This is a genomic window from Kitasatospora sp. NPDC058063, from assembly GCF_042885395.1.
GTDB classification, from domain to species: Bacteria; Actinomycetota; Actinomycetes; order Streptomycetales; family Streptomycetaceae; genus Kitasatospora; species Kitasatospora lactacystinica.
Genome location: NZ_JBHVSD010000005.1, coordinates 1 through 24,701 on the forward strand (window position 1 = coordinate 1; position 24,701 = coordinate 24,701).

At 72.4% G+C, this 24,701-nt stretch carries 19 protein-coding genes and 3 pseudogenes; 7 read left to right on the forward strand and 15 right to left on the reverse strand.

Translation table 11 applies throughout. The annotated features are described in order from the left end of the window. Positions 1-57: 57 nt before the first annotated feature. From ACFVUY_RS09990 to ACFVUY_RS10010, 5 genes are read right to left on the reverse strand one after another with little or no spacing between them, the layout of a single operon-like run. Positions 58-771, reverse strand: coding sequence for an SCO6880 family protein (locus ACFVUY_RS09990; RefSeq protein ID WP_387728766.1), 714 nt, complete (start codon positions 769-771; stop codon positions 58-60). Beyond that, positions 768-2,213: a hypothetical protein gene (locus tag ACFVUY_RS09995; protein ID WP_387728769.1), complete on the reverse strand. Its 1,446-nt coding sequence runs from the start codon at positions 2,211-2,213 to the stop codon at positions 768-770. The genes ACFVUY_RS09990 and ACFVUY_RS09995 overlap by 4 nt, the downstream gene beginning before the upstream one ends. Next, positions 2,210-2,983: a hypothetical protein gene (locus ACFVUY_RS10000; protein WP_387728772.1), complete on the reverse strand. Its 774-nt coding sequence runs from the start codon at positions 2,981-2,983 to the stop codon at positions 2,210-2,212. Before ACFVUY_RS10000 ends, ACFVUY_RS09995 begins: the two co-directional genes overlap by 4 nt. A 29-nt stretch (positions 2,984-3,012) precedes the next feature. Further along, a complete protein-coding gene (locus tag ACFVUY_RS10005; RefSeq protein WP_387728775.1) occupies positions 3,013-3,297 on the reverse strand; it encodes a hypothetical protein in 285 nt (94 codons plus the stop codon). Positions 3,298-3,300: 3 nt separating this feature from the next. Continuing rightward, positions 3,301-3,786: a hypothetical protein gene (locus ACFVUY_RS10010; protein WP_387728778.1), complete on the reverse strand. Its 486-nt coding sequence runs from the start codon at positions 3,784-3,786 to the stop codon at positions 3,301-3,303. 157 nt (positions 3,787-3,943) lie between these two features. Here ACFVUY_RS10010 and ACFVUY_RS10015 point away from each other — a divergent pair, with 157 nt between their 5' ends. Further along, positions 3,944-4,975: an NlpC/P60 family protein gene (locus tag ACFVUY_RS10015; RefSeq protein ID WP_387728781.1), complete on the forward strand. Its 1,032-nt coding sequence runs from the start codon at positions 3,944-3,946 to the stop codon at positions 4,973-4,975. Positions 4,976-5,029: 54 nt separating this feature from the next. Here ACFVUY_RS10015 and ACFVUY_RS10020 read toward each other — a convergent pair whose 3' ends face one another. From ACFVUY_RS10020 to ACFVUY_RS10030, 3 genes are read right to left on the reverse strand one after another with little or no spacing between them, the layout of a single operon-like run. Beyond that, entirely contained in the window at positions 5,030-6,166 is a 1,137-nt protein-coding gene (locus tag ACFVUY_RS10020) for a hypothetical protein (protein WP_387728784.1), read from the reverse strand. A gap of 16 nt (positions 6,167-6,182) precedes the next feature. Continuing rightward, the gene (locus ACFVUY_RS10025) at positions 6,183-7,934 is read right to left on the reverse strand and encodes a relaxase/mobilization nuclease domain-containing protein (protein WP_387728787.1); all 1,752 of its coding nucleotides are present in this window, start codon (positions 7,932-7,934) and stop codon (positions 6,183-6,185) included. Beyond that, positions 7,931-8,311 carry a hypothetical protein gene (locus ACFVUY_RS10030; RefSeq protein ID WP_380449828.1) on the reverse strand — a complete coding sequence of 127 codons (381 nt, stop codon included), beginning with the start codon at positions 8,309-8,311 and terminating at the stop codon, positions 7,931-7,933. Before ACFVUY_RS10030 ends, ACFVUY_RS10025 begins: the two co-directional genes overlap by 4 nt. 207 nt (positions 8,312-8,518) lie before the next feature. On the opposite strand from ACFVUY_RS10030, the gene ACFVUY_RS10035 reads away from it, so the two are divergent. Beyond that, positions 8,519-8,848, forward strand: a complete 330-nt coding sequence (locus tag ACFVUY_RS10035; protein ID WP_387728791.1) for a hypothetical protein — start codon at positions 8,519-8,521, stop codon at positions 8,846-8,848. A 270-nt stretch (positions 8,849-9,118) separates the two neighbouring features. Here ACFVUY_RS10035 and ACFVUY_RS10040 read toward each other — a convergent pair. Further along, positions 9,119-9,223 (reverse strand): annotated as a pseudogene (locus ACFVUY_RS10040) (alpha/beta fold hydrolase); the annotation flags it as partial. 127 nt (positions 9,224-9,350) lie between these two features. Between ACFVUY_RS10040 and ACFVUY_RS10045 the strand changes: the two are divergent. Next, positions 9,351-9,923 (forward strand): hypothetical protein, encoded by a 573-nt coding sequence (locus tag ACFVUY_RS10045; RefSeq protein WP_387728794.1) that lies wholly within the window; start codon positions 9,351-9,353, stop codon positions 9,921-9,923. On the opposite strand, the pseudogene ACFVUY_RS10050 reads toward ACFVUY_RS10045, so the two are convergent. Beyond that, positions 9,919-10,125: pseudogene (locus ACFVUY_RS10050) on the reverse strand (IS5/IS1182 family transposase); the annotation flags it as partial. The gene ACFVUY_RS10045 and the pseudogene ACFVUY_RS10050 sit on opposite strands and share 5 nt — an antisense overlap. A gap of 152 nt (positions 10,126-10,277) precedes the next feature. Here ACFVUY_RS10050 and ACFVUY_RS10055 point away from each other — a divergent pair. Continuing rightward, positions 10,278-11,315 (forward strand): hypothetical protein, encoded by a 1,038-nt coding sequence (locus ACFVUY_RS10055; protein WP_387728797.1) that lies wholly within the window; start codon positions 10,278-10,280, stop codon positions 11,313-11,315. A gap of 35 nt (positions 11,316-11,350) precedes the next feature. Here the strand turns inward: ACFVUY_RS10055 and ACFVUY_RS10060 are convergent, their stop codons facing one another. Then, on the reverse strand, positions 11,351-12,013 hold the full coding sequence (locus ACFVUY_RS10060; protein ID WP_387728800.1) for a hypothetical protein: 663 nt from the start codon (positions 12,011-12,013) through the stop codon (positions 11,351-11,353). A gap of 217 nt (positions 12,014-12,230) precedes the next feature. On the opposite strand from ACFVUY_RS10060, the gene ACFVUY_RS10065 reads away from it, so the two are divergent. Together ACFVUY_RS10065 and ACFVUY_RS10070 are read left to right on the forward strand one after the other, a co-directional pair. Further along, positions 12,231-12,689, forward strand: a complete 459-nt coding sequence (locus ACFVUY_RS10065; RefSeq protein ID WP_387729367.1) for a hypothetical protein — start codon at positions 12,231-12,233, stop codon at positions 12,687-12,689. Continuing rightward, positions 12,676-14,314 (forward strand): annotated as a pseudogene (locus ACFVUY_RS10070) (prolyl oligopeptidase family serine peptidase). The gene ACFVUY_RS10065 and the pseudogene ACFVUY_RS10070 overlap by 14 nt, the downstream one beginning before the upstream one ends. A gap of 3 nt (positions 14,315-14,317) precedes the next feature. On the opposite strand, the gene ACFVUY_RS10075 reads toward ACFVUY_RS10070, so the two are convergent. Further along, a complete protein-coding gene (locus ACFVUY_RS10075; protein ID WP_387728802.1) occupies positions 14,318-16,651 on the reverse strand; it encodes an ATP-binding protein in 2,334 nt (777 codons plus the stop codon). A gap of 139 nt (positions 16,652-16,790) precedes the next feature. On the opposite strand from ACFVUY_RS10075, the gene ACFVUY_RS10080 reads away from it, so the two are divergent. Then, on the forward strand, positions 16,791-17,699 hold the full coding sequence (locus tag ACFVUY_RS10080) for a hypothetical protein (RefSeq protein WP_387728805.1): 909 nt from the start codon (positions 16,791-16,793) through the stop codon (positions 17,697-17,699). Positions 17,700-17,876: 177 nt separating this feature from the next. Here ACFVUY_RS10080 and ACFVUY_RS10085 read toward each other — a convergent pair whose 3' ends face one another. The 3 genes from ACFVUY_RS10085 to ACFVUY_RS10095 all read right to left on the reverse strand — a co-directional run bounded on the left by ACFVUY_RS10085 (position 17,877) and on the right by ACFVUY_RS10095 (position 24,488). After that, positions 17,877-19,388, reverse strand: a complete 1,512-nt coding sequence (locus tag ACFVUY_RS10085; protein ID WP_387728807.1) for a phosphodiester glycosidase family protein — start codon at positions 19,386-19,388, stop codon at positions 17,877-17,879. Positions 19,389-19,403: 15 nt separating this feature from the next. Then, positions 19,404-20,132 carry a peptidase inhibitor family I36 protein gene (locus ACFVUY_RS10090; protein WP_387728810.1) on the reverse strand — a complete coding sequence of 243 codons (729 nt, stop codon included), beginning with the start codon at positions 20,130-20,132 and terminating at the stop codon, positions 19,404-19,406. Positions 20,133-20,234: 102 nt separating this feature from the next. Further along, positions 20,235-24,488 (reverse strand): LamG domain-containing protein, encoded by a 4,254-nt coding sequence (locus ACFVUY_RS10095; RefSeq protein WP_387728813.1) that lies wholly within the window; start codon positions 24,486-24,488, stop codon positions 20,235-20,237. Between the last annotated feature and the right edge of the window lie 213 nt (positions 24,489-24,701).

A 24,701-nucleotide genomic window follows, 5' to 3' on the forward strand; every position in this document is an offset into this window, starting at 1 on the left:
AGATCGAACCACGCGGCCCCATCGAGACCGAAGCAGCCCGCCGCCTCGCCGACGACCTCAAGAACGAGTGATCACCCGATTACCCAACACTTTCTGAGGCGTGGTGCGAACCAACTCGTCGATGGTGTCCAGGGCGAGTCGGGGGGCGTCCGGTCGACGACGGGTCCGGACGTCGTCGGCCAGGGCCTCGCCCGCGCCCGGAGTGATCTGGATGGTGACCGAGGCGCCCTTGATCTGCTCTGCCGTCGCCATGGTGTTGAGGACCTCGCCCCAGGTGCGCAGCCCGGAGCGCACAGCACCGGTGTGGGCCATGAGGCTCCCACCGGGCGCGAGCAGAGTGGAGACCGTCATGCGACCGGTGGAGCGGTCGTGGACTACCCCGACCTTGCGGCCGGTCGTGGGGTCGTGGGCGGCGATCAGCGACGAGCTCGCGGCCACGCCGGGCAGGTCGAGCGAGAAGGGTTGCGGGAGAAGGACGCGCCGGTAGGAGGTGGCGCCCGCGCGGTGCGCGCGCCACCACGCCAGCCGGGCCCGGTAGTAAGCCAAGGCCGACATTCCGTGCCGTCGTACGGCCGCGAGCCCTACGACGGCACCGGTCAGTGGCAGGGTGACGAGCAGGCTGGCCGGGTGGCGGATGCCGATGAGTCCGTCCGCGGCCAGCACCAGCGCGGCGCCGATCGTCGCCTCCTTCGACAGGTTTCCCATGCCGAAGGAGCGGCGGGTGCGCAGACCGCTCACCATCAGCCCGTCAGGTACCTCCCGGGCACTCACAACCGTCCTCCTCCATGCCCGTTCCCGATCTCGCTTGCGCCGCGCTGTACGACGTCGTTCAGCCCGTCCAGCACCTGGATGGTCAGGCCGGCCCCGCCCGCTGCCGCGCCCGCGACGCCGGTACCCGCTGCGCCCGGTGCTCCGGGCGTGCCGTCAAGGGGTGCGGAAGGCGCGGGGATGTTGCCCGCTTGCGCGGCGTTGTTCCACGCCGCGTGGGAGAGCGCCTCGCCTCCCGTCCCCGCCTGCCCGTCGCTGCCGGGGTTCGCGGACATCGACTGCTCGACGCGGCGCGCTTGCTCCACCGCGCTGACCGGTCGGACATGGCCCTCCTCAGCGCTTCCGGAGTCTTCGGTGTCGCCTCCGCCGTGCCTCCTGCGGGCGGCGTAGGACCCGGCCGCGGACATGGCGGCGACCGCCCCGCCTGAGCCCATGGCGCTGCCGACCTCGTCCGCGACCGGACCGAAGATCCGCACCAGCGCGGCCGGGGCGAGTGCCCCGAGCAGCAGTGTCGTCAGGCCCCGCAGCCACTCGATCACGGTTCCGGCATGTCCGAACTCCGCGAACCCGCTGCAGATGATCACTGCGACCATCGGCTTGTAGGCGATGCCGACGAGGATCGACCGGATCAGAAGCGGCGCCCACTTGCGTGTGGTCTCGCCGCCGACCCGCCCGGCGCCTGCGATCGGCAGCAGCAGGCACTGGATGGGGATCGCCGAATTGCGCAGGAAGATCAGCACGAGCTGGACGAACCCGACCGGTACGAGGACCAGCAGGCCGCAGATGACGATGAACGGGTTGACCACGTCCGGGACCAGGACGTCGACGATGTGCCCGGTGGCGGTTCCGGAGTCACCGAAGGTCCGGTTGACCAGTCCGTCGGTCAGTTCGTCCCCGGCCTTGAGCAGGAGGGCGACGCCGGAGATCCCGCCCACGCACAACAGACAGTTCTGCAACCACCCGCTGAGGGCCAGCCCGAGGTGACGCATCTGGCCGGTGACGGCCATGCGTCCGATCTGCCATATGAGGCCGGCCACGGAAACGACCAGCCCCAGCCACACCAACATCCCGGCCAGTTTGGCCTGTTCGCCGAACAGTCCGGTGTCTTCAAGTCTCAGCGACGGTCCCTGCAGGGCGACCGTCAGCGTGAACCTCACGAGCCCCTTGACGAACTCGATTCCGGCCTTGAGTAGTTCCCCGACGGCGGAGTTCCAGAGATCCCTCCACTCCGTGGAGATCTTCTCGTTGACGGTCTCGCCGAGGTTCTCGCAGTGATGGCTGTCGGTGATGTAGTCGTACATGCCGACCATCCCAACGCCACAGCCCACTTCGACGATCGAGCCGATGATGCCGTCCTTGTCGTCGGCCATTGCGGGTTGGCCGATGACGACGCTGCCGAGCAGCGTGATGAAGGCGAGGAGCAGAACGGACAGGAGACGCCTCACGATGCCTGCCTGATCGCGGTCCAGCCCTGAGTGTTGAATGCGGTGTCACCGGGTGCAGCGATCTCGGGCACGGTCTCGGGGGCGGGGGAAGCGCCACCGGAAGGGTCGAGCCTCCAATCGCCCTCCCGCCACACCACCCCGATGGTCCCCACCGCGTACGAGATCGACTCCGGACGGCTCCCGCTCGGTTTCCACGCGTTACGCAGCAGCAGGTGGGCGGTGACCGCGTCGGGCCCGGCCTGGATGAGCTTGAAGCCGACCATGCTGGTGCGCACCCACGCACCGGCCGGAAGCGGACCGGACTCCGGCAGGCCCATGGCGGCGCGGACATGTGCGTCGGTCCTCGCCGCTCCCTGCCGGATCCGCTGCTCCCGGTCCGAGGTCTGATCGGCAGCCGCGGTGTAGGCGCGATAGAAGGCAAGCTGTTCGTCCACCAGGGTCGTCGAGCCTTCGATGTCGAACCCGGAGCAAGCCACCAGCATGCCGATCGCTCCGTCGGTGCTGTGAGGGAAGGCGACCTTATGGCCGTTCAGGGTGCTTGTCCCTCGGGGAACGGCGAGCCAGCGATCAGGCTCCGTCCAGGTGGCCGGGAGGGTGTAGGTGGACACTGGTACCGGGACGGCCGTGGTAGATGACTGCGAGGGCGAAGGGGGCGCAGCGGCGGGTTGGGGGATCGTGGGCCGGTCGTCGTGGGACAGGATCGTATAGCCGGTCAAGGCGACGACGGTGGCGAGCATCGCCCCGGCGCCCCAACGCGCCGCACGGGACACGAGTCCGTCCCTCCTCCGGAGCCGCACCATCAGCCCACGATGCCGTTGAGGATGGAGATCAGTGAGCCGGACAACAGGATCGCGGCGATTCCCGCCCCCATCCACTTGAACGGCTCGCTCCCGCCACCGTGGCGGCTCTTCTCCGTGATGGCCAGCTTCCAGACGCCGTAGCCGGTCGCGCAGACACCGGTGAGGACCAGGAGCCAGAGGCCGTAGCCGAACATGGTTGAGACCATGCCGTCCATCCCCGGGATCTTGGTCGGCTTGGCGGCGGGGATCAGCCCCGAGTTCTTGGGGTCTTCGGCGATGAACATCAGTCACTTCCCGTCGAGCTGGGCACGCAGTCGGACGGCCGCGCGCACCACGGCGGCGTCGGCCAGGGCATCCTCGGCACGTTCGACCGAGCGGAGCGCCGGCAGATAGGGCAGGTACGCCGTTCCGGCGAGGCGTCCGCCCAGGGCGCGGAGGCGGTAGCGGGCGGCCGCCGCAGGGCGGGCGGGGACGTCGGCCACCACGACGAGCCAGGGCTTCGGAAGAGCGTCGGGCCACTCTCGGACGATCGCCTCCACCTGCACGGTGCCGTAGACGGTGCTGGGGGCGACGATCACCGGTTGGACGCCGTACGGCACCGGTTCTCCCGGGCCGAGACCGCGGGCGCGCAGGCTCCGGTCGTCGTCGCCGTCGTTGTGGTCGAGCATCCGAAGCACCACGGCGGAGGCGATGTCGTACCCGTGGACCGGCATCAGCCCGTACCTCGGTACGGTGCGCACCTGTTGAGCAGGTACCACCGAATCGGGTGCCACGTCGCAACCTCCATCGGTAACTCGCGTTGTCAGAGAGGCCTTTCGACCACGAGCGAGGTCGTCATCAGTCGGCCACGTGACGTAACGCCCCTGGTGGTGTGGAAGGCACGGCCATCCGCCCATTCGGGCCTATCCGTGCACCTCACAAGGGGGGTCCGTGAAAAAGGTTCTGGTCGGGTGCGCAGTGCCCTTCGTACTGCTGCTCGTTGCGGTCATCGCGGCGTGCGCCCTGGTGGTGACGGCGGGAGCCGCCACCGAGACGGGCAGCGCGTTGGTCGGCGGAGTGCCCGAGGAGTACCGGTCATGGATGGTCCGGGCTGCTGACGACTGCCACGACCCGTCCCTGGAACCCGAGTTGCTCGCGGCCCAGCTGTTCGAGGAGAGCGGCTTCCGCAGGGACGCGCGCAGCCCGGTCGGCGCGGAAGGGCCTGCGCAGTTCATGCCGGGCACTTGGGCGACCTGGGGGAGGGATGACGACCACAGCGGCACAGCGTCTCCCTTCGACATCGGAGATGCGGTGATGGCGCAGGGGCGGCTGATGTGCAGTCTGCTCGGGCAGGCGGCAGCATCAGGCATCGCCGACGACCTCCGCCGCCTGGCGCTGGCCGGCTACAACGCTGGGTGGGCTGCGGTTGAGGCCAACCGCGGTGTGCCGCCCTTCGCTGAGACCCAGCGCTATGTGGCGGACATCATGGGCAACTTGGGCCGCTTCCGGGGGGCCGGCCCGTTCTCGGAGATCACGGGGTACGGCGTAGGCCCGGACGCCGCACGCCGGGCCGCCACCCAACTGGGTGTGCCCTACAGCTACGGTGGCGGCAGCCCGGCCGGTCCGAGTCGTGGCCACTGCGACGGAGACGGCGGCTACGGGGACGGGCGGTGCCTGGCCGAGGCGACGGTCGGCTGGGACTGCTCGGCCCTCGTCCAGTACGCCTACTGGCCCGCGCGCCGGCTCCCCCGCACCGCCGCCGAGCAGTACTCCGCCACGGCCGACCGCCCCGTTGCCCGGGCCGACTTCCGAGCCGGTGACCTGCTCTTCTGGCGCCACAACGGCGGCGGCCACATCTACCACGTGGCTCTCTACATCGGCGACGGACAGATGATCTCCGCGCCGAAGACCGGCGACGTCGTCAGGAAGGTCCCGGTTGCTGACATGCCCGGCTCCGACTTCGTGGGTGCCACCCGACCGTAGGAGGAGCCGTTTCGAGTGCTCCGGCCGTCGACCCGGCCGATCGGGGCGGTGCCGCTACCTCGACCGTCCCGCGCTGGGGTTCGGGATGGGGCCTCGATTGGCGGTGGGCTTGGGACTGCCAGGCCTTGCGCCGCGCGTCCATGACGGCGGCCTCCCTGCCACCGCCGAGGTGGCCCTGGCAGCGTCCGTCACCACTGAGGCCGACGTGACGGCGTCGTGCGTCGGCCTGCGCAGCGCCTCGGTGGCGGCCTGGACAAGGCGCGGTACGAGGTGGGAGACGGGGCCGGACTCCCACCCGCGGTCCCGCATCAGCCTCGCCAGGTGATCCTGGACCGGCTTGCCGTCGTCCTGCATCCGCGCCATCCGGGAGGCCAGGAGCGGCCACTGGTGGGAGTTGACCAGCAACGCCGCTTCGCGTTCCCGGCCGGGCATCGCCTCGTAGACCCAGCGAACGAAGTGGGCGTTCTCCGCCTGGCTCACACCCAGCTGCGCCAACGCCCTTCGGCGGTCTCCGAGGTCGAGATCCCGCGGTAGATCCAGCCCCACCGTCAGCGGACCGTAGGAGCGAAGGGAGTCCCGACTCGGCACGCTCGCGGGCCGCCGAGCGGCGTCAGGCCTCCGGTCGACCGCCTGATCGACACCGAACCCCTCGGCGTAGGCGGCCGCCAGAAGCCGCCGGACGTCGACGCCCCGTTCCTGGAGCTCCTGCATCGTCGCGGCGATCGCAGGCCACATGGGGGAGGCCAGGATCGCCTCGCGCACCGCACCCGCCGGCATGCTCGCGCGGAGCAGCCCCGCCCACTCGTGCGTCCGCTCGGCCGCATTCCGCGCCAAGTCGGCCAGGACGGCATCCCGCACCGACACCGCGATGTCCCCCACCCGGGGCAGGAACTGCTCCAGGTCGACACCGGACCGCCGCAGGGCGACCAGCTGCTGCGCCATGACCGGCCAGTCCGGACCGGACATCAGCATCCAGGCCAGGTCAGGGGTGAGCAGGGCCTTGAGATCCCCGGCCGCCTCGGAGACGGCCTGGTCGGTCGGCGGCAGCGGGTGCTCCCGGCCCGACCTCCGCTGCGCGGCGCGGCGCACCGCGTCGGAGACGGCCAGTACCAGGCGCACCGCCGCCGCCGACGTCTGCACCGCCTCGCCGGCCGCATCGGCGAACGGCTCGCCAGGGTAGGACATGGTCATCGCGAACTCCTGTCGGTCAGTGGCCCCGTCTGGGCCCTTCCGGATCGTTGAAGTTGAAGGGGAAGCGTTTTGCGTCGGCCGGCGCATCGGAGGTCTTCGCGGGGCGTCGCGGTGGCGTGATGGGGAACCGTGGAGCAGCCGTCGCTGCTCGCGTTTCCGGCGCTGCGCCGTGAGTGCCGGTCCACCCGTCCAACCTCCAGACGAGTACCTGCGCGATGGAGTCCGCCGAGCGGAGCTCGCGCCGCGCCGCTACCGCCGCGAGAACCGCGGCGGGGTCGAAGCCCCGCCGCTCCAAGGCCATGAGGCGTTCACGCAGGACCGGCCAGGCGGAGTCCACCAGCACCGCCGACGCATGGGCGGGCAGTGCCCTCGTCACCACGTCGGTCAGCAGAGCCGATCGTCCGTCCTCCGGCGCCAACGACCCCGCACGTCTCGTACGATACTGAGCCCCGGCACCCACGGATGCCCCGGTGCTCACCTCCACGGCCTCCTGCAGTGAGCGGCCGGCTTTGCCGGCCGCGTCGGCCTGGAGACGGTAGCCCTGTTCCTCGTGCCAGAGCCGCGCAGCCGTTACGGCTGTGACCAGGGCCAGCAGGAACCCCAGGAAGGCGGCCGCGTCGTTGTGGCCGGACGACCTGGCCGACGCCACGAGAATCCGGGCCGAGGAACGGAGCAGCATCCGCGCCTCACTGTCCAGGTCACGCCGGCCCGGAGCCCTGGCGGCCCGCTCGAACTCCGCCGCCGAGGCACGCACCTTCGGCTCCACCAGGGGAGGCATGGTGTCGGACGCCACGACGAGAAGGTCGCCGAGCGCGGCGACCTCGCCGGCCCCAGCCTGCCGGCCACCGCAGCCGAGCGAATCCGACGCCGCACCCAGGTTGCGCTCGAGCGTCTGCCACAGCGCATCAGGCGGCACCTCCGGCTCCGGGACCGGCACCTGCCAGCGCTCGCGGACCCGGGGGAGCGACAGGTCGTACGCCAGGCTCGAACCCGCGAACCACACCGCCCGGTCGACCCGGTCCCGGTCACCGGGCAGCGCGACCGTGTACCCCGTCGGGGTGCTGCTCCCCGGACCGCAACGCTGCGCCACCCGCAGGCCGGAGGCGCGCAGACGAGCGAAGAACTCGTCCTCGCTCGCTGCGGCTGCCGCCGCAGTGCGAACGGTCCGCTCGCACTGCTCGCGCGCACTCCCAGGCACGTGACGGCGCGAGGCTTTCCTTGTCTCACCCGTCGTCGGCCATCGCTTCGCGGTCCGATCCCCTGAGATCAGCCGGCGCAGTCCCCACCGCAGCTCGAACTGTCGGGCGAGCTGCTGCATCCGCACGATGTCCTGCCACAGGTCCGGCTGGATTCCGTCCTGGCGGATCCTCGTCGCGACGATGTGGATGTGGTCGTCCGCATGCCGGACCGCCACCCAGCGACAGCCCCATTTCTCGCCCTGCGGAGCGATCCCGGCGGCGCTCATCATCGCCCGGGCAACCTCGGCCCACTGCTCGTCCGTCAGGTGCGGATCCTCCGGTGCCACGCGCACCGCGACGTGGTAGACGTGCTCGGCCGGCGTGCAACCCCGGGCAGCGTGCACCGGAGCGTCCAGGAGCAGCGCGAGATCGCCGACCGTCGCGTCCGGCGACCTCGCCGGGTCCGGCACCCACGGCGCCCAGGCGGCAACCATCCGCGGGTCCTCGTGCTCGTCCCGCTTTCCGGGACCGTACAGGTAGAACAACAGCCCCGCGGTGTCACTCCCGCCCTTCGCCAGCTTGGGGATCACCAGCGCGACGCCCGCTCCCGCATCAACTGCAGCGTCGCCCGGTCGACCCGCCGTACGGCCTCCTGTACGAGACGTGTGGCCGCCCCCACGTCGACGGGGCCGGTCGACCCGAGCCACTCACCGATCCGCACCAGTTCCCCACGCGATCTGATCAGCTCCACCAGGACTTCCCTGGCGTCCGCGGACACCGGCACGAGCCGATCCTTGGCAACCTCCAACGCCTTTCGCGCAACCCACGCGGACACCACCATGCCGTCACGTTTCGCGGCCTCGTGCACGATCGTCAGCTCGGCCTCGTTGTACGCCAGATTCACCCGCCTCGACCGCGGCGACCCCATCTGCCGCTCCCGCCGCCGCGCGCCCTCCGTGCCACCCACCGTCGGTCCTCCTCGGCTCCGCGGGCCGGCGTTCCGAAGGCCGGAACGAACGCGACCCTCGCCGCGACCCCCTGCTGCGCCACCCTGCTTCGCGATCGAACCGACTGCCAGTGGATACGCCGGAGTGGCAGCCGAAAATCACCGACACGGGTGACGGCTGTGGCCAGGTCCCAAGCCAGCGGAAGCGGTGGTCCTACGATCCGCGACATGACGAGGGAAGACGAGTTCCTGAAGCGCATGCGCGAGATTCAGGACGACCGTGAGAAGGCCATCGTTTCGCTCGCAGCCGTCATGGCGAAGCGACAGCGCCTCAAGGACCAGCTGGCCGAAACCGAGGTCCCGTACGGACGAGCCTACGCAGCCGCAGAGGCAGCCGGCTGGAGCACTGAGGAGCTCGCCAGGCTGGGCGCGGAGGAACCCGCGCGCCGGCCCAAGGGGCGGCCCCGGAAGCACGCCGTGACCACCAGGCCGACTCTCCCCGCCCCCTCCGCCGGTGACGGGGAGAGCCTCGATGGTGCCGGCGTACAAGCAGGCTGAGTACCGGCACGGCTTCGCCGCCGACTGGTGCGAGGCGGAGAATCCTCGGAGTTGCTGCCTACAGCGAGGCGGAGAATCCTCGGAGTTGCTGCCTACAGCGAGTTAGTGGTCGATGTTCCGTCAAGCCCTCCGCGGAGGCCGTCGCCGAGGTGACCGGCATGCTCGCGCCGGGGATGCGCGGCGCCGAGCGGGCGTGGGGTTCGGGCGCTGTCCTCGGGTGTGCCGGCCCGGGTTCACCTGCGACGGAACGCGGCCGGCACACCCGACGATTCAGCCCTGGAGGGAGGCGAGCCAGGAGGTCAGCAGGCGGTTGACCTCCTCGGGACGCTCCTGCTGGATCCAGTGCCCGCAGCCGTCCAGGACGTGGGTGCAGGACCAGGGCGCTCCGCTGCGCCTCGGGCAGGTCGCGGAGCGCGGTGACCAGGCGGCCCACGGCAAGCCCTCCACTGCGCCCTCCGCCGCCGGCTCGGCGGTCTCTGGCAGCGGCTCGTCCGTCACCGCTATGCCTGCCACCCCGGCCGCTTTCACGGTCACCGGCACGGCGACGGCGCCGATCGAGGCCGGGGCCGTCGCGGAGATCCTGGCCTCCTGCCTGGGCTCCGACGCGTCGCAGTACCACGCGGTGATCGCGGTCCGCGCTCCCGCCGCCTCGCCGGACACCGACGGCGTGGTCGTCGCCGTCAACTCCGCCGGCCAGTACGTGCAGTGCGAGTCGAAGGGCCTCCAGGGCAACAGCATGTCCTCCCCGGCGACGTTCATCAACGACCGCCTGTGGGGCACCGGCCACCTGATCTCGTTCTTCGACAGCTTCAGCACGCCGACCGGCGCCGGGCAGTTCCTCTCGCTGGGCGCCGGGCACTACACACCCGACGTCGCCAAGGTCACCATCAGCTACGGCGACGACCCGACCCAGTACCCGGCCGTCATGGCGGGCGGCGCGTTCGTCCACACCGCGGCCGTCTCCACCGGTCCCAATGCGAACACCTTCCCCCCGGCCCCCTACGTCCACGCCTACAACGCGGACGGCAAGGAGATCTACAACCAGAAGACCCAGCCCACCGTCAAGGGCTCCTGATCGTACGGTCCGAGCGGCCGGATCCCGCGGCGCGCTGGTAGCCGCAGCCGTGCACCAGGGCGGCGATGACGTGATCGATGCCGATCCGGTCGGGGACACACGGGTTGTGGCAGCCGAGCTGGTGGGTGTAGACGTGCGCGGGCAGCACGGCCGCGAACCGGGCCCACAGCGGTTCGACCAGGCATGACGGCAGGACAGGCACGAGCCCCCGGTGGTCACGAAGCGTAGAGACCTCCATGATCACCCGGGCTCGTGCCTGATCTTTTCTCCGCAGCCGTGGGCGGCGGTGCCGGAAGGCCGTCCGTGACCGAACCGTGTGGCGGCTCGTTGTCGGGACATGAGACTGGATGGCCGGTGACCGAGCGTCCCACGCGCGACAGGGGCGCGGCTCGTCGTATCCGTCGGCAGGCGGCGCGCGCCGGGGCCGCCCGCAGTGCCGGTGACGCCGGTGAAGCCCGCGGTGCCGGTGGCGCCGAGGTGGTCGCCGGGCCCGAGGCGGTGCCATCGGAGGACCGGACCAGGGCGTTCCTGGAGAAGGCCGCGTACGTCGTCGCACCGGGATCGGTCATCGTCGGCCTGCTGTACTACATCGGCAGGACCTACACGACCTCGTACTACGTCCACTTCGGCATCCCGACGAGCGACCTCGAACTGTCGCGCGAGAGCTATCTGACGGTCAGCCCCACCGCCCTGTTCCTCCCGCTCTGGGTGCTGCTCTGGTGCGTGCTCGTCGTCCTGGCGGTTTTCGGCCTGGTCCTGCACTGGCTGGCACGGCCGCGGGAGAATCCGCTGTGGCAGCGCGCTGCCGCCATGTGCGCACTCGCGGGCGGCCTGCTGCTCCTGCTGGGCTTCCCGGTCTTCACCGAGCCGGGCTGGTGGACCCGCGGGACCCTGTCGCTCCTGGAGGCCGGCTGGCCCCGCGTGATCATTCCTCCGCTGGTGGTGGCGCTCGGCGCCGCGCTGGCCCTGTTCGCGCTGCGCCTCCACCGGATCGGCCGCCGGGAGCAGGGCGCCCCGCCGGTCGGCGGACGGATCCAGCGGCTCGCCGGCGCCGCGCTGATCGGACTGCTGACGATGAGCCTGTTCTTCGCCCTGGCGCGCTACGCGGACGAAGCCGGGGACGACCAGGCGGTCCGCGACTCGGAAGCCGGATTCGCGGACCGGGTCAGCGTCCTGATCTACTCGCGGTCTCCCATCACCCACGACGCCCTCGGCATCCTCTCCGCGGACCTCGGCGACGCGGGCGGGCCGTACCGCTACCAGTACCGGGGCTTCATCCTGCTCGCCAAGTCCAGCGCCCGCTACTACCTCGTCTCGTACAAACGCCGGCCCATGGACGTGACCGTTGTCCTGCGGGACGACGAGGACATCCGGATCGAGACGCTCGGCTGACGCCTCGGCTGTCCGCCGATCAGCTCTCCGTCGCCTCAGCTCGCGGTCGCCTCGCCGGAGGGCGCCTCGGGCGAGGACATGGTCCCGGGTGGAGGCGTGGTCCCGGGCGTGGGCGACTTCGAGTGCGGCGACGGCGATGACGGCGACGACGGTGACGGTGAACCCGAAGCCACGCCCTCACCGATCAGTTCGACGCGATAGTCCGCGTCGGCCGCCGACGTGTCGACGGTGAGCTCGGCGGTGTGCGAGCCGGTGGTGGTCGGCGAGAAGGCGACCGTGATGACGCAGGTGTCCCCGGGCTGAAGGGTCCTTCCGGTGCACGGGTTGTCGACCACCGAGAAGCTGCCCGCAGACAGGTGCACGGTCCCGATCGTCGTCCCGGCGCCGGTGACGGCTTCGTTGCTGGTGCCGGTGCTGTTTCCGGACGGGGTGGTGTGGGCGGCGAGGAGAACGGTCTTATTGGACTGCCCGCCGAGCGGCGTGGCCGGAACCATCGCCTTGGCCACCGTCGTGTTGCCCTTGCTGCCCGGGAAGAGCGTGGCGATCGAGCTCGGATTCGAGCCGGGCGACCCGGTCGGCGCGGGCGTCTCCCCGGTGGGCTGGACGGTTGCCGGAGTCGTCCCACCGGGCGACGAGCCGCCACCGCCGCCGCACCCGGCTGTCAGCGCCAGCAGTGCGACGGACGCGGCTGCGCGCACCGTCCGCCCCGTACGAACAACGTTCCGTCCACCCGGCACGATCGCCTCCGCTCCGCGAGAAATGGGTCGCGGTCGAACCTTCGCGTACGCGCACGCCGGGGTGGCATCAGCACGCCTCCGTGGCACGCGCCATCACCCGCACGGGCGGCGATCGAGGCCGTTTGGAGGGGGTCGTCGGCGAGAGCGGCGGGACCCGTGAGGCACGCCGGTCACCTTCCTGTCCGCCGTCCCGGCTGGCGCCGTGCTCGGCGAGGTGCTCACCAACACCCTGGCCGACGCGGGCCGGCAGGTCCGGCTGGTCGGCTGGGCCGCCGCCACCGTCTTCGCGCCGATGCTGGTGTTCGTCCTCCACCCGCCGCTGGCTGTCGCCCTGCCACTGCTCGTGGTGAGCGGCCTCGCTTTCGCCCACCACCTCGGCCTGGACCGGCTGCTGATGGACGTCGCCCCGGAGGAATTGCGCGGCCGGGCGCTCAACCTCCAGCTCACCGGCCTGATGTTCTGGCAGGGCCTCGGGTTCGCCGCGGCCGGTGCGGCCGCCCAGTTCCTCGGCGCGGCCCAGGTCATCGCGCTCGCCGGCTGCTGCGGCCTGCTCTGCGTCGCCTGCCTGATCGGGCCCGGACCCGCCCGCCGACCGGAACACCGCACCGACGCCCCCGTCACCGCTGCCTCGGAGTGAAGAGTTGACCGATCACGAGCCCGTCATCGACCAGGAACGGTGGAAGGCCAGGTTCCGGGCGGCCCGGGTCGGCCTGCCGGAATGGGCCGCGGACGCCCCGGCCCGCAGCTTCCACCGCTCCAACGCCTCGGGAACCTGGGAGATCCACGCCCGGGACGAAAGCACCGGCACGGCCCGGCAGGTGACCCACCGGGCGAACGGAACCCTCACGGTGGCCATCGACCCGGCCGGCGACTGGCTGTGGTGGTTCGCCGGCGCCGACGGCGGTGAGTACGGCGTCTGGATGCGCCAGCCGTTCGACGGTGGCGACGACGAACCGGCCGTCCCGGGCCTGGAACCGGCCTACCCGGCGGGTCCGGCCCTGGGATCGAGCGGTCTGGCGGTCGTCGGCGGTACGGTCCGCGGCGGAACCACCATCCACCTCTGCGTCCCCGGGAAGAGCCCGACGGTCCTCTACCGGCACGAGCAGGACGCCTGGGTCGCCGCGCTGTCCCGGGACGAGTCGCTCATCGCGATCGGGCACAGCGAGGCGGGGGACAGCCGGCACCCGGCCGTGCGGGTGCTGCGCCCGGACGGAACCGTGGTGGCCGACCTCGCGGACGGGCCCGGCCTGGGCGTGCGGGCCGGAGCCTTCTCCCCGGCCCCGGCCCCGTCCCCGGGCGAGGCGTTCCTGCTGGTGGAGCACGAGCGGCGCGGCCGCCCCGAACCCCTGCTCCGGGACGTCCTGACCGGCCGGCAGGAGGAGATCGTTCTCGACCTGCCCGGTGAGCTGACCGCCTTCCTGGTACCCGGACGGCTCCGCCCTCCTGATCACCCACACCCCCCACGCCCGTCACCAGTTCTACCGCTACGACCTCGCGCACAAGGAGCTGACCCGCCTGCCCACCCCGCGTGGCGTCATCGCGGGCGCGGCGGCCCGGCCGGACGGCACCGTGGCGTTCGCCTGGACCGACGCGGCCTCGCCACCGGTCATCCGCTCGACGTTCGGATCGGTGCTCCTCACCCCGCCGGGTCCGACACCGCCCTCCTCCGTCCCCGTGGAGGACCTCTGGGTCGACGGACCGGGCGGCCCGATCCACGTGCTGATCTCCCGGTCGCCCGGTGGTGTGCAGCCCCACCCTGCCTCTTCGACGTGCACGGCGGCCCCGCGGGCTGGAACGACGACTCGTACAACCCGCCCGCCGCCGTCTGGGGGGACCAGGGATTCCTGGTCGTGCACCTCAATTTCCGCGGCTCGACCGGCTACGGCTCGCAGTGGCGCGACGCGATCGAGGGCCGCCCCGGACCGACCGAGCTCGAGGACGTCCACGCGGTGCGCGACCGCCTGGTGGCCGACGGGATCGCCGACCCGGCCCGAATGGTGCTCTCCGGCCGGTCCTGGGGCGGCTACCTCACCCTGCTGGGCCTCGGCCTGCGGCCCGAGGCCTGGACGCTCGGGTTCGCCGACGCGCCGATCGCGGACTACCTCACCGCCTACCGGGACGAGACGGAGATGCTCCGGGCGTACAACCGCTCGCCGGGTGTACCGGTACGACGCCGGTCACGGCTCGCTGGTCGCGGAGGAACGGATCCGGCAGACCATCGAGATGATCGACTTCGTCGGCACGCACATCACCACGTCGTGATGTTCAGGGCAGTTCGCCTCGCCGCTCGTACGTCCACACCGCGAGCTGCGTGCGCGAGGTGAACCCCAACTTGCCCAGGATGCGTTCGACGTGGTTCTCCGCGGTGCGCTGGGCGATCGTGAGGCGGGCCGCGATGTCCTTGTTGGTGAGGCCTTCGGCGACCAGTTCCGCGACCTGGCTCTCGCGCTTCGTCAGTCCCGGCACCCCGGCCGACTCGTCCAGGACGTAGGCCAGTGCCTCGTCCACGGTGGTGCGCGCTCCGCGGCGGAACTCACGGTCGAAGGCGGCGACTCCCAGCGCTTCCCGTACCTCGGCGTCCAGGCGCAGGTGCTGCGTGCGCATGAACGGTGCCGCGCCGAGCCGCCCGCCCAGCGACTCCCACAACAGGTGCAGCACACCCAGGAGCCGGGCCGCGCGCCGCGGGGCGTCCCAGGTGCTCCAGGCGATGACCTCCACGCACATGGCCACGTCCCACCAGTCCTGGAAGGGGCGCAGCCGGGCGATGGCCGCCCCGGCCCGCGCGGTCGCGTCGGCGGGTTCGCCCGCGCGCAGGGCCAGCAGTGCGCGGGCGAGCAGGGCCATCCCGTGCAGCCAGGACTCGCCGTGTGCGAGGGCGGCCGCCTCGACCTCGCCGCACGCCTCGGCGGCCGCGGCGGTCTCGCCCCCGTAGGCGTGCGCGATGGCGAACTTGACCCGGCACTCGAGCGCCGCGTCGAGGCAGCCCAGCTCGCGGAAATCGGTGCGCGCCCGCGCGAACAGCTCGGCGGCGTTCGCGAAGTCCCCGCGCCAGACGGCGAGGATCCCGTGGTGGTGCCGCACCCACGCCGACTCGCGCCGGTGACCCCCGTGCCCGGCCGCCGCCTCGCAGGCGGCGAGCGCGCGCCCAACGTCGGCCTCCGGGTCGCCGTTCAGGATGCCCAGGTACGTGTCGGTGACCTGGGCGTGCAGCCGGACGGTGGTGTCCGGGCCGGCCGGGTCGCCGCCGTCGTCCTGGGCGTCGGCGGCGAGCAGCCGGGACAGCCAGTGGCGCCCCTCGGACAGCAGGCCCGCGGTCATCCAGTAGTGCCGGGGCGACACGGCCAGGGCCAGACCGGCCCGCGCGTGCCCGGGCCGCTCCAGGCAGAACTCCAGGGCGGCGCGCAGGTTCGGGTGGTCCTGGCGCAGGCGGGTGAACCAGCCGACCTGGCGGGGCCCGAACCACTCCTGCCCGGCTCGTGCGGTCAGTTCGGCGTACCGGTCCCGGTGGCGACCGCGCAGCATGTCGAGGGAGCCGGACGCGGCCAACCGCTGGTGCCCGTACTCCCGTACCGTCTCCAGCATGTGGTAGCGCGAACGCCCGTGCGCATGGCGGCAGTTGACGATCGACCGGGCCACCAGGCCGTCGAGGGCGTCGAGCAGGGCGGCGGGCGGCAGTTCGGCGTCCGCGCAGACCCGTTCGAGGCTCTCCAGGTCGAAGCCGCCACGGAACACCGAGGCCCGCGCCCAGAGCAGCCGCTCGGGCCCGGTGCACAGGTCGTGGCTCCAGTCGATCAGCGCGCGCAGGGTGCGCTGCCGGTCGGCGGCGACGCTGCTTCCGCCGGTCAGCAGCGCGAACCGGTCGGTGAGCCGCTTCAGGATCTCCTGCGGCGTCAGGCTCCGGACGCGGCCCGCGGCCAGCTCGATGGCGAAGGGCAGCCCGTCCAGGCGGCGGACGAGCTCGGCCACGGCGGGGGCGTCGGACCCGGTCAGGGCGAAGCCGGGGAGCACGGCGGCGGCCCGGTCGACGAACAGCGCGACGGCCGGATTGCCGTTCAGGGCCCGCAGGCCGTGACCCGTGTCGGCGTCCGGCACCGGCAGCGGGTCCACGGGGAAGACCTGTTCTCCGGCGATGCGAAGCGCCTGCCGGCTGGTCGCCAGGACGCGCAGCCCGGGTGCGGCCCGCAGCAGGGTGTCGGTGAGGCGCGCGCACGCGTCGATCACGTGCTCGCAGTTGTCCAGGACCAACAGGGCGCGCCGCTCGCGCAGCCTGGCGGCGAGGACGGCCGCCGCATCGGCGCCGGGGCGCCCCGGGTCGGCCACGTCGAGGGCGCCGAGGACGTTCGGTGCGAGCAGCTCCGGGTCCCGCAGGTCGGCGAGTCCGGCGAGGTACACGCCGTCGGGGAAGGCGGAGCGTGTCGCCTCGGCCGCCACACGCAGCGCCAGCCTGGTCTTGCCCACGCCACCGGGTCCGGTGAGCGTGACCAGGCGCGCGCCGGAGAGCAGCCCGGCGATCCGGGCCGTCTCCGCCCGCCGTCCGATCAGCGGCGTCAGTTCACCGCCGAGGCCGGCGATCGTCCCCGTGGCTGCCCCCGTTCCCATGGGTGGCCATCTTACGGACGCGCACGGACGGCACCGGCACCGTGGGCGCGGGAATTGAGTAGTTCTCCCGTTGTCCCCCCGCGCGAACCCGCCCGAGACTCGACGACGCGACAGCGGACGACGATGCGAGGTGTGTGTGGTGTCAGCAGGCACTGCGGGGGGACCGGAGCCGACCGGGCGGCTGGGGCAGCGGGTATGGACCTACCAAGGGGCCTACGCGCGCAGGCCGCTGAGCGCGCTGGTCGTGCTCCTCCTCGTGTTCGGCGTGATGTGCACCCTCATCAGTGACCACTACGACGAGGAGTCCTCGTTCCGCCTCGCGCTCTGGGCGGTGCCCGGGGCGGCCGCGGTGTGCCTCGCCCTGTGCGTGCGGCACTCCCGGATCCGGATCCGGGAGTACGAGCACGGCTTCGAGCTGCGCCGGCCGGGGCGCCGCACGCTGTGGTACGCGTGGGAGGAGATCGCCTCCGTCGAGTCGACCCGGGTGTCCGTCCACATCAACCTGGCGCACTCGCACGACGTGCTCAAGGCCGTGATCCGCCCCTACGCGGGCGGCCGGATCCGCCTCAGGGGCCTGGACTACGTCAAGGTCCGGGAGGAGTGCGGCTTCTGGAGGATGATCACGAAGGTGGCCCCCGACACCGGCGCGCGCTTCGTCTCGGTCGCGACGCGAGCCGTCGCCGCGGCCCGTGCGCAACGCCTCCTGGACGAGCTCGGCGCGGGCAGCGCGTTTCGCTGGGGCGCCCTGACCTTCACCGCGGAGGGGATGACGCTGGCCCCCTTCCCCGCGCCGATCGCCTGGTCCCGGATCGCCCTCGTCTCCGCGGGCCCGGAGAGCGGCGTCCGGCTCGACGTCCGGGGACTGGCCGCGCACGTCGGCAGCCCGGCCCTGTCGGGGCGCGCGACCAGGGCGGGCTACCGCACCGAGCGGGACCGGCTGGAGGTGTTCGTGCCCGTCCGCCGCCCCGGATCGGACTACGTGGCGCTGAGCATCCTGCTCACCTACGGCTCCGCTCTGCGGGGCGGGCGGGAGGACGGACGCGAGTAGGACGAAGGACGCCGACCGCGGGCCGCCTCCCGGCCGCTTCCCGCGGACCGGCCAGGTCCCGATGGGCCTCGGGGCTCAGCAGCTCAGGTTGTTGCCCGGTACGGTGCCGAGCAGTCGGCGAGTGGCCCTCCCGCCGGCCGGGCCGACGAGAGGGCCGGGGCGGGCCGGGGTGCGGGCCTACTTGGCGAGGCCGTAGCCGCCGACCGCGGCGTACACGGTGTCGGCGACGTGACGGGGCGCGGAGTCCGTGGTGGTGGTGACGGGCGGTTCGCTGCCGTTCTGGTCGCGCAGGTTGAGGGTGGTCGAGCCGCCGCCGTCCATGTTGACGGCGTCGACCAGGTTGAGCGCCTTGAGCAGCTGGGCGAGCTCGCTGCGGGTGGCCCCGGCGGCGAGGGGCGCGGTGCCGCCCTTCTGTCCCTCGACGGTGACGAAGAAGAGGTGGCCGAAGGCGTCCGCGCCGCCGGCGGTGCGCCAGGCCCGCGCGGTGTCACCGGGCACCTGGTAGACGACCGAGGCGTCGCGGAGCAGGACGTCGCCGACGGGAGTGGCGTACATCGCCGGGTCGATCGGCAGCTCGACGGCGCCGGCCGGGGCGCGGCCGAACCAGGTGTCGGCGACGGTGTCGCCGAAGCGGGTGTCGGTGACCACCGTGTGGAGGCTGACCGGCCTGCCGGTGCAGGCGTTGTCCCAGAGCCAGGCCGCGCCGTCGCCGGTGCCCTCCAGGGCCCGTCCGCCTGGCGGCACGTCGTGGCCGCCGCGCGGGGCGTCGGAGACGATGCCGCCGGCGGTGGCGCCGGGGCGGAAGCAGGCGGTGGCGACGCCCGCCGCGTTGAACAGCACCTCGACGCCCGGGTCGTCGTCCGTGGTGGTGGCGGTCTGCTTGAGCAGGTCGGCGGCCGGCGTCCTCGCCCCGAACTCGGGGGTGAACTCGACGATCTCCGACGGGTCGAAGCAGACGCCGCCGGCGACCGTCACGTCCGTGTTGGCGGGGTCGGTGTTGCGCAGGCAGTGGCCGGCCCGGCCGGGGAGCCGGTTGACGCCGTCGACCTTGCGGCTGACGGTGGCGTCGTCGGAGAGCCGCACGGTGAGCGCGGTGCCGAGCTCGGTGATGTACGGGCGGCCGTTCTGCAGCATCAGCACGGAGTTGGCGGGGCGCAGCCCGACGGCCTTGCCAGTGACGGGGTCGTAGGCGTAGCGGCCTCCGCCGGCCTCGCTGAGCAGCCGCCCGTTCTTCATCGAGGTGCCGCCGAGGTCGCCGAGGTAGATCCGGTCGGTCTGGTCCAGGACCACGCCGTCGTCGAAGTAGCCGCCGTTGACCCCGAGGTAGGGGCGACGGCTGGTCACGCCGGTGGTCTGCTCCAGCATCTCCTGGACGGTCTGCGTGGTGTACATGCCCTGCCCGATCGAGCCGTCGAAGGTGATCGGGGCCCGGTTGGGGTCGATGTCCATGACGTTGACCGTCCACGTGCGGTCGGTGTCCTGGTAGACGGTGCGGGTGATCCCGGGGAAGGGCGTGGTGGCCGCGGCCTGGGCGAGGGTGATGGTGCCCAGGACGATGTCGCCCGGGTTGGTGTCGCCGGTCGCCGCGCCGGCCAGGCCGCTGCCGGGGACGGCGAGGACGGAGGCCGCCAGGCCGAGGGCGGTGGCGGTCCGGATCGCGGCGGCCCGCCGGACGAGGGTGTGCTTCATGAGGGGGCTCCCGGTTCAGCAGAAGTCGGTGGCGGGGCGGCCGTTGGCGGCGACGACCAGACGGTCGGAGCTGAGCGTGCCGGCGTAGGGCGCGGGGACGAAGGTGCTGTCGCCGCTGAGGACGACGAAGGCCCGGTAGGTGGAGCCGTTGGCGGTCCAGGAGCCGGTGAGCCCGTTGTCCGGGTAGAAGCAGGCGTGCTTGGCGGTGTGGTTGAAGACGGAGACCGTGCGGTCGTTCCACTCGGCGCCGTAGTCGCGGACCTCGTCCTCGGTGAGGGAGGTCATCGCGCCGCGGCCGCCCTCCTCCGCGAACAGGCAGAGCCGGCCGGTCTCGCAGCGCTCGTAGCCGGTGAAGCAGCCGGCCTTGGACTTGGCGCCCTTGACGGAGGTGACCTTGCCGTCCAGGTGGGTGCCGAGGTCGGAGAGGTCGGCCTGGCCGCCGGGCCGGACGGCCTGGACGGTGCCGCCGTAGGCGCCGTCGGCGTAGAGGCAGGCCCAGTAGGCGGACTGGTTGTCCACCGAGCGGGCCCGGTCGTTCCAGGCGGGGTCGACGCCCTGGACGGGGACCCGGGGGTCGTTGGCGAGCTCGGCGCCCTGGCCGCCGTTCTGGTCGTAGAGGCAGAAGCCGCCGACGGCGCAGTGGCTGGTCCAGCTCGCGGCGGTGGCCCGGGTGCCGGGCAGGAAGGCGATCACGAGTGCCACGAGCAGGATGCCCATGACGGCGCGCGGGAGGTGTTGCCTCACGGTGGAGTTCCCCTTTCGGTGAAGCGGTGGTCGGAACACGGGTGGAACACAGGGCGCGGGCCGGGCGGCCGTGCGGCCGCCCGGCCCGGGTTCCCGGACCGGTCAGGGACCGGTGGTCGTCGGGATCTCGGTGTTGTAGTCCGCGAGCCTGGCGATCTGAGCCGCACTCAGGATCCCCTGGTAGGCCCAGACGTCGTCCAGCTCGCCGGAGAAGTACTCGCCCCAGGTGCCGGCACCCGTCCTGGCCCGCCCGAACTGCAGGCCCGGGCCGGCGTCGAAGGGCCGCCTGGCCGGGCCCCACGAGGTCCGCGGGACGCAGGAGTCGCCGCTGGTGCAGAGCTGGTTCTCCGGCTGCCCGTTGACGTACAGGGACAGCTGTCCCGCCAGGGCGTCGTACGTCACCGCGAGGTGGGTCCAGTTCTCCAGCACACTCGTGGCGGGGGAGTGGGCGACCACGGTGCGGCCGGTGGTGGCGCCGTCGCCGGTGTTCACCTCGGCCTGCCACTCGCCCAGGTGGGCGCCGGTGGCCGGATCGTCCTTCAGGTAGTGCCAGCGCACGGTGACCGCGTCGCCGTTGGCGCCCGCCTGGGAGAGCACCGTCATGTCCCGGGTCGGGACGCCGGCGGTGTCCGCCCACGCGGCGAGGGTGAAGCTCTGGTCGGCGTGCAGCGGGGTGGTGGCGCTCTGCGCGTAGCCCTTGACGCCGTCCAGCTGGAGTGTGCCGGGGGTGAGGAGGAGCCCGCCGCCCGGGTTGGTCCTCGCGCCGTCGCCGAGCTGCGCTCCGGAGGCGGTGCTGTTCTCGTCCGGTGAGACGAGCGGGGAGCCGGCCGCGGTGTCGAGTCGCCAGCGGCCCACCAGCTGCGGTCGCTGCTTGACCAGGTCGGCGGCCTCGGTGGCGGTCACCACCCGGTCGTAGAGGCGGACGTCGTCGATGTCGCCGTCGAAGAAGTCGCCGTTCCTGCCTTCCCGGCTGATGGCGCCGATCTGCACCGGGCCGGGGTCGGGCCAGGGCGTGGTCTGGACGTAGTCCGTCTCACCGACCAGCGTTCCGTTGATGTACAGGCGCAGCTTCTGTGCGGTGGCATCGGAGACGCCGAGCAGGTGCGTCCACTGGCCCTCGTTCGGGCCGAAGCAGGGGATGCCGTTGACCGGCCCCGTGCAGACCGGCTGGACGGCGCGCACCAGGGTGTCTGCGGCGCTGTCCTCCTTGTTGCGCCCGAAGATCCACTTCTTGCTGTAGGCCGAGTAGTAGAGCGAGAACTCGTTGTTGTGGGCCCCGATCTGGTCGATCACCACGCGCGCGGCGGTGTCGCCGTCGGCGAGCTCGGGCAGTCGCACCCAGCTGGAGACGGAGAAGCTCCTCGTCCCGTCGACCACCGGCCGTGCGGTGCGGGCGTAGCCGCTGGTGCCGTCCAGGCGGATCGCCTTGTCGGCGACGCCGGGGATGCCGAGCTGCGCCGCGCCGGAGACCGTGAGGTCGTCGGACTCCGACGCGCCGGGTGCGGTGCGGGCGTTGCCGTCGAGGTGCCAGACCGCCTTGGCCGGGAGGCCGGTGGCGAGCTGCCGGTCGGCCGCCACGTCGGTGGCCTCGCTCGCGGACAGCGCGCGGTCCCAGACCTTCACCTCGTCCAGCGCGCCCGACCACGGGTCGTTGTAGCCGCCGCGGTAGCGCATCCGGCCGAGCTCCAGCGACCCCCGGGCCGACCAGGAGGCCGGGGCGGCCACCGGCGCACCGGCCGGTACGCCGTTGACGTACAGCATCACGGTCCTGGCCGCGGCGTCGTACACGCCGGTCAGGTGCGTCCACTGGTTCAGCGCCGCCGGACCGGTGGCGCCGGCCAGTTGGTAGCCGTAGCCGACGTCGTCCGTGCTGACCGTCTCGAAGGCCCAGCCGCCGTTGCGCACGCCGAGGCTGAAGCCGGGCATGTACGACCCGGACTGCGAGACCGCCGAGCGGTTGCGGTCGGCGTTGGCGAGCTTCACCCAGGCCGAGACGGTGAAGCTCCTGGCGGTGTCGAGCACCGCGCCCTGGGTGCTCGCGTAGCCGTTGGCCGTGGCGTCGAAGGCCAGGGCGTCGCCCAGGTGCCCGGGGGACTGCGGGCTCGCGCCGGAGCCCGGCGTGGCGTCGGACCCGCCGCCCGTGCCGGTCAGCCTGGTGCCGGAGGCGTCGTCCATGGACCACCCGGCGCGCTGCGGCTGGCCGGCCAGGACGTTGAAGTAGTACGTCTCGGGCTGCGAGGCGTTGCCCGAGCCGTCGATCGCGCGGGCGGTGAGGGTGTGCAGGCCGGGTTTCTCCGGCAGGAGGTTCACCGTGGCGGCCGCGCCGCCGCTGACGGCCACCTCGTTGGTCAGGGCCGTGCCGTCCACCACCCACTGGTACTTGGCCACGTCGGTGGCCTTCGACCTGACGGTGAAGCTTCCGTAGCGGCCGACGCCGTCGGTCCAGGGCAGGGCGGCGGTGGCGTCCGAGGAGCCCGGGTAGGACGAGGACGTGATGGCGGGGCCGTCGGGCGCGGTGGTGTCGACGGAGAAGTAGCAGTCGGTCGGGTCGCCGTCCGAGGACCACGGCCCCCACTCGGCGCCGTCCCAGGCCCGCACCTCCCAGCCGTACTGGCCCTTCGCGGGCGCCGGCAGCGCGGGCAGGGTGATCGAGAAGGCCGAGCCGGAGGCCTTGAAGGTGTCGGAGCCGGGCGCGGTGCCCTCCGCGCCGGTGGACCACCAGCGGCGCCGGAAACCGGTGGTGCCGTCGTCCCAGGCGGCGGCGAACTGGAGGCCGACCGCCTCGCCGTCCGGGTCACCGGCCTTCGCGGTGAGCTGGGGCCACTTGTTGAGCTTGACCCCGGTGGACACGCACATGCCGGGCGACATGGTCAGGTCGCTCATCGGGGTCTGGCGCGGAGGCACGTTGTAGCGGACCCGCAGCGCGGCGTCGTCGGTGAACTTTTTCCAGCCGTAGAGGTCGCTCTCGTCGCGGGCCCGCAGCCCGAAGGTGGTGGACGACCAGCCCCAGTTGGCCGCGTCCTGGACCAGGTCGCGGACCGGGCCCGAGTCGCCGCCGAACTCCAGCTGGCCGGCCGGGCAGTCACCGCTCCAGCCCTTGGCCGTCCAGATGGTCTGCAGGTAGCGGTTCCAGAACCCGCTGCCGTTCTGGCTGTCCCAGGTGAGGCCCGAGCTGATGTAGCCGGTGTTCCAGAGCTCGACCGGCGTCTGGTGGGTGCAGTCGAAGGACCAGCTCTCGTTGGCGACGAACTCGGCGCTGAGGATGTGCTTCCCGGCGAACTGGCTGGTCGGCACCTGGAAGAACGCCCGCTTCACGTCACGCGGCTGACAGCGCGAGGTGTCACCGCAGTACCCGACGCCCCAGTCGCTGACGTACTTGCCGTTGTAGGTGAAGTGCCAGTACGACTGCGAGTGCCAGTACTGCGAGACGCCCGCCCAGTCGCCGGCGTGCGGCGTGCTCCAGGCCGGGTCGATCATGACCGGGTAGACCGTGCCCGGGTCGTCCAGCATGGACCGGTCCGGGGTGAGGACCAACCCGTCCTGCGTCTTCGGCAACTCCACGCCGATCCGGGCCACCTTCGCCCCTTCACCGGGGGCGGCCAGGGACGGGGCCGCGGGTGCCTGGGCGGCGGGCGCCTGCGCCGCGAGCGATCGCTCCTGCGGGCGGGAGGTCTGCGCGGGCTCGGCGGCCGGAGCCGCCTTGGTGGCGGAGTCCCACATCACCGGGGTCGGGGCCTCGAAGACCGTGCCGCCGGCGCCCTTGTCGACGGCCGTCATCGAGCCGTCCGCGGCCTGCGCGACCGTCAGGCCGTCGCCCTGGAGGCCGAGCCGGAGCCGCCCGAGCTCGGGGTTCTTCGCGGCCTGCGGGGTGTGCACCACGAGGACCTGGGTGAACCCGGTCCGGGTCGCGGTCAGCCGCAGGTCCACGTCCGGCAGGACCGAGTGGTACTCGGCCGTACTGCCCTTCAGGTCGGGCTTCGGCAGCGGCTTGGGCCAGCTGAGCTTCAGCTCCCGGCCCGCCGAGGCCATCCGCACCAGCGGACGGCCGCTGCCGCCGCCTGAGAACTCCACCTCGGCCGTCGCCGCCTTGGCCGCCACCACGCCGCCCGGCCGCTCGGTGAGGGTCGGGTCGATGTCCACCCAGGTACCGCCCCGGCGCACCCAGCGCGGCTGGACGTATGTCGTCGTCACCAGCTGTCCGTCCGGCTGCGCGACCGTGTCACTGGACTCGCTCCGCTTCTGCGCGACGTCCACCGGCTTGCCCGTCCGCCGTGCCTCGGCGACCGCGAGGCCCTCCGGCCCCTCGGCGGAAACCGCACCGGCCGCTGTCGCCCCCTGACCGGGCCCGGTGCCCACGGCACCCGCGCCGCCCGCGGCGGTCGCCGGAACGACCCCCGCCCCGAGCAACGCCCCCACGGTCAGCGCGGCGGCGAACCAGCCCTGGGCGAATCGCCTCCACCTTTTTCTTTGCACTGTTAACCAATTCGAGATCGACCGACATCGTGAAATGACGGCACCGAATCGGGCCTGCGGGGAGGTCCACGGAACGGGTGAAACCGATGGGGATGC

Coding starts and splice junctions, on each gene's coding strand:
- ACFVUY_RS10005 (WP_387728775.1), bottom strand. CDS start 3,297: ATGTTCATCGCCGAAGACCCCAAGAACTCGGGGCTGATCCCCGCCGCC.
- ACFVUY_RS10020 (WP_387728784.1), bottom strand. CDS start 6,166: ATGACCATGTCCTACCCTGGCGAGCCGTTCGCCGATGCGGCCGGCGAG.
- ACFVUY_RS10035 (WP_387728791.1), top strand. CDS start 8,519: ATGACGAGGGAAGACGAGTTCCTGAAGCGCATGCGCGAGATTCAGGAC.
- ACFVUY_RS10045 (WP_387728794.1), top strand. CDS start 9,351: ATGCCTGCCACCCCGGCCGCTTTCACGGTCACCGGCACGGCGACGGCG.
- ACFVUY_RS10075 (WP_387728802.1), bottom strand. CDS start 16,651: ATGGGAACGGGGGCAGCCACGGGGACGATCGCCGGCCTCGGCGGTGAA.
- ACFVUY_RS10085 (WP_387728807.1), bottom strand. CDS start 19,388: ATGAAGCACACCCTCGTCCGGCGGGCCGCCGCGATCCGGACCGCCACC.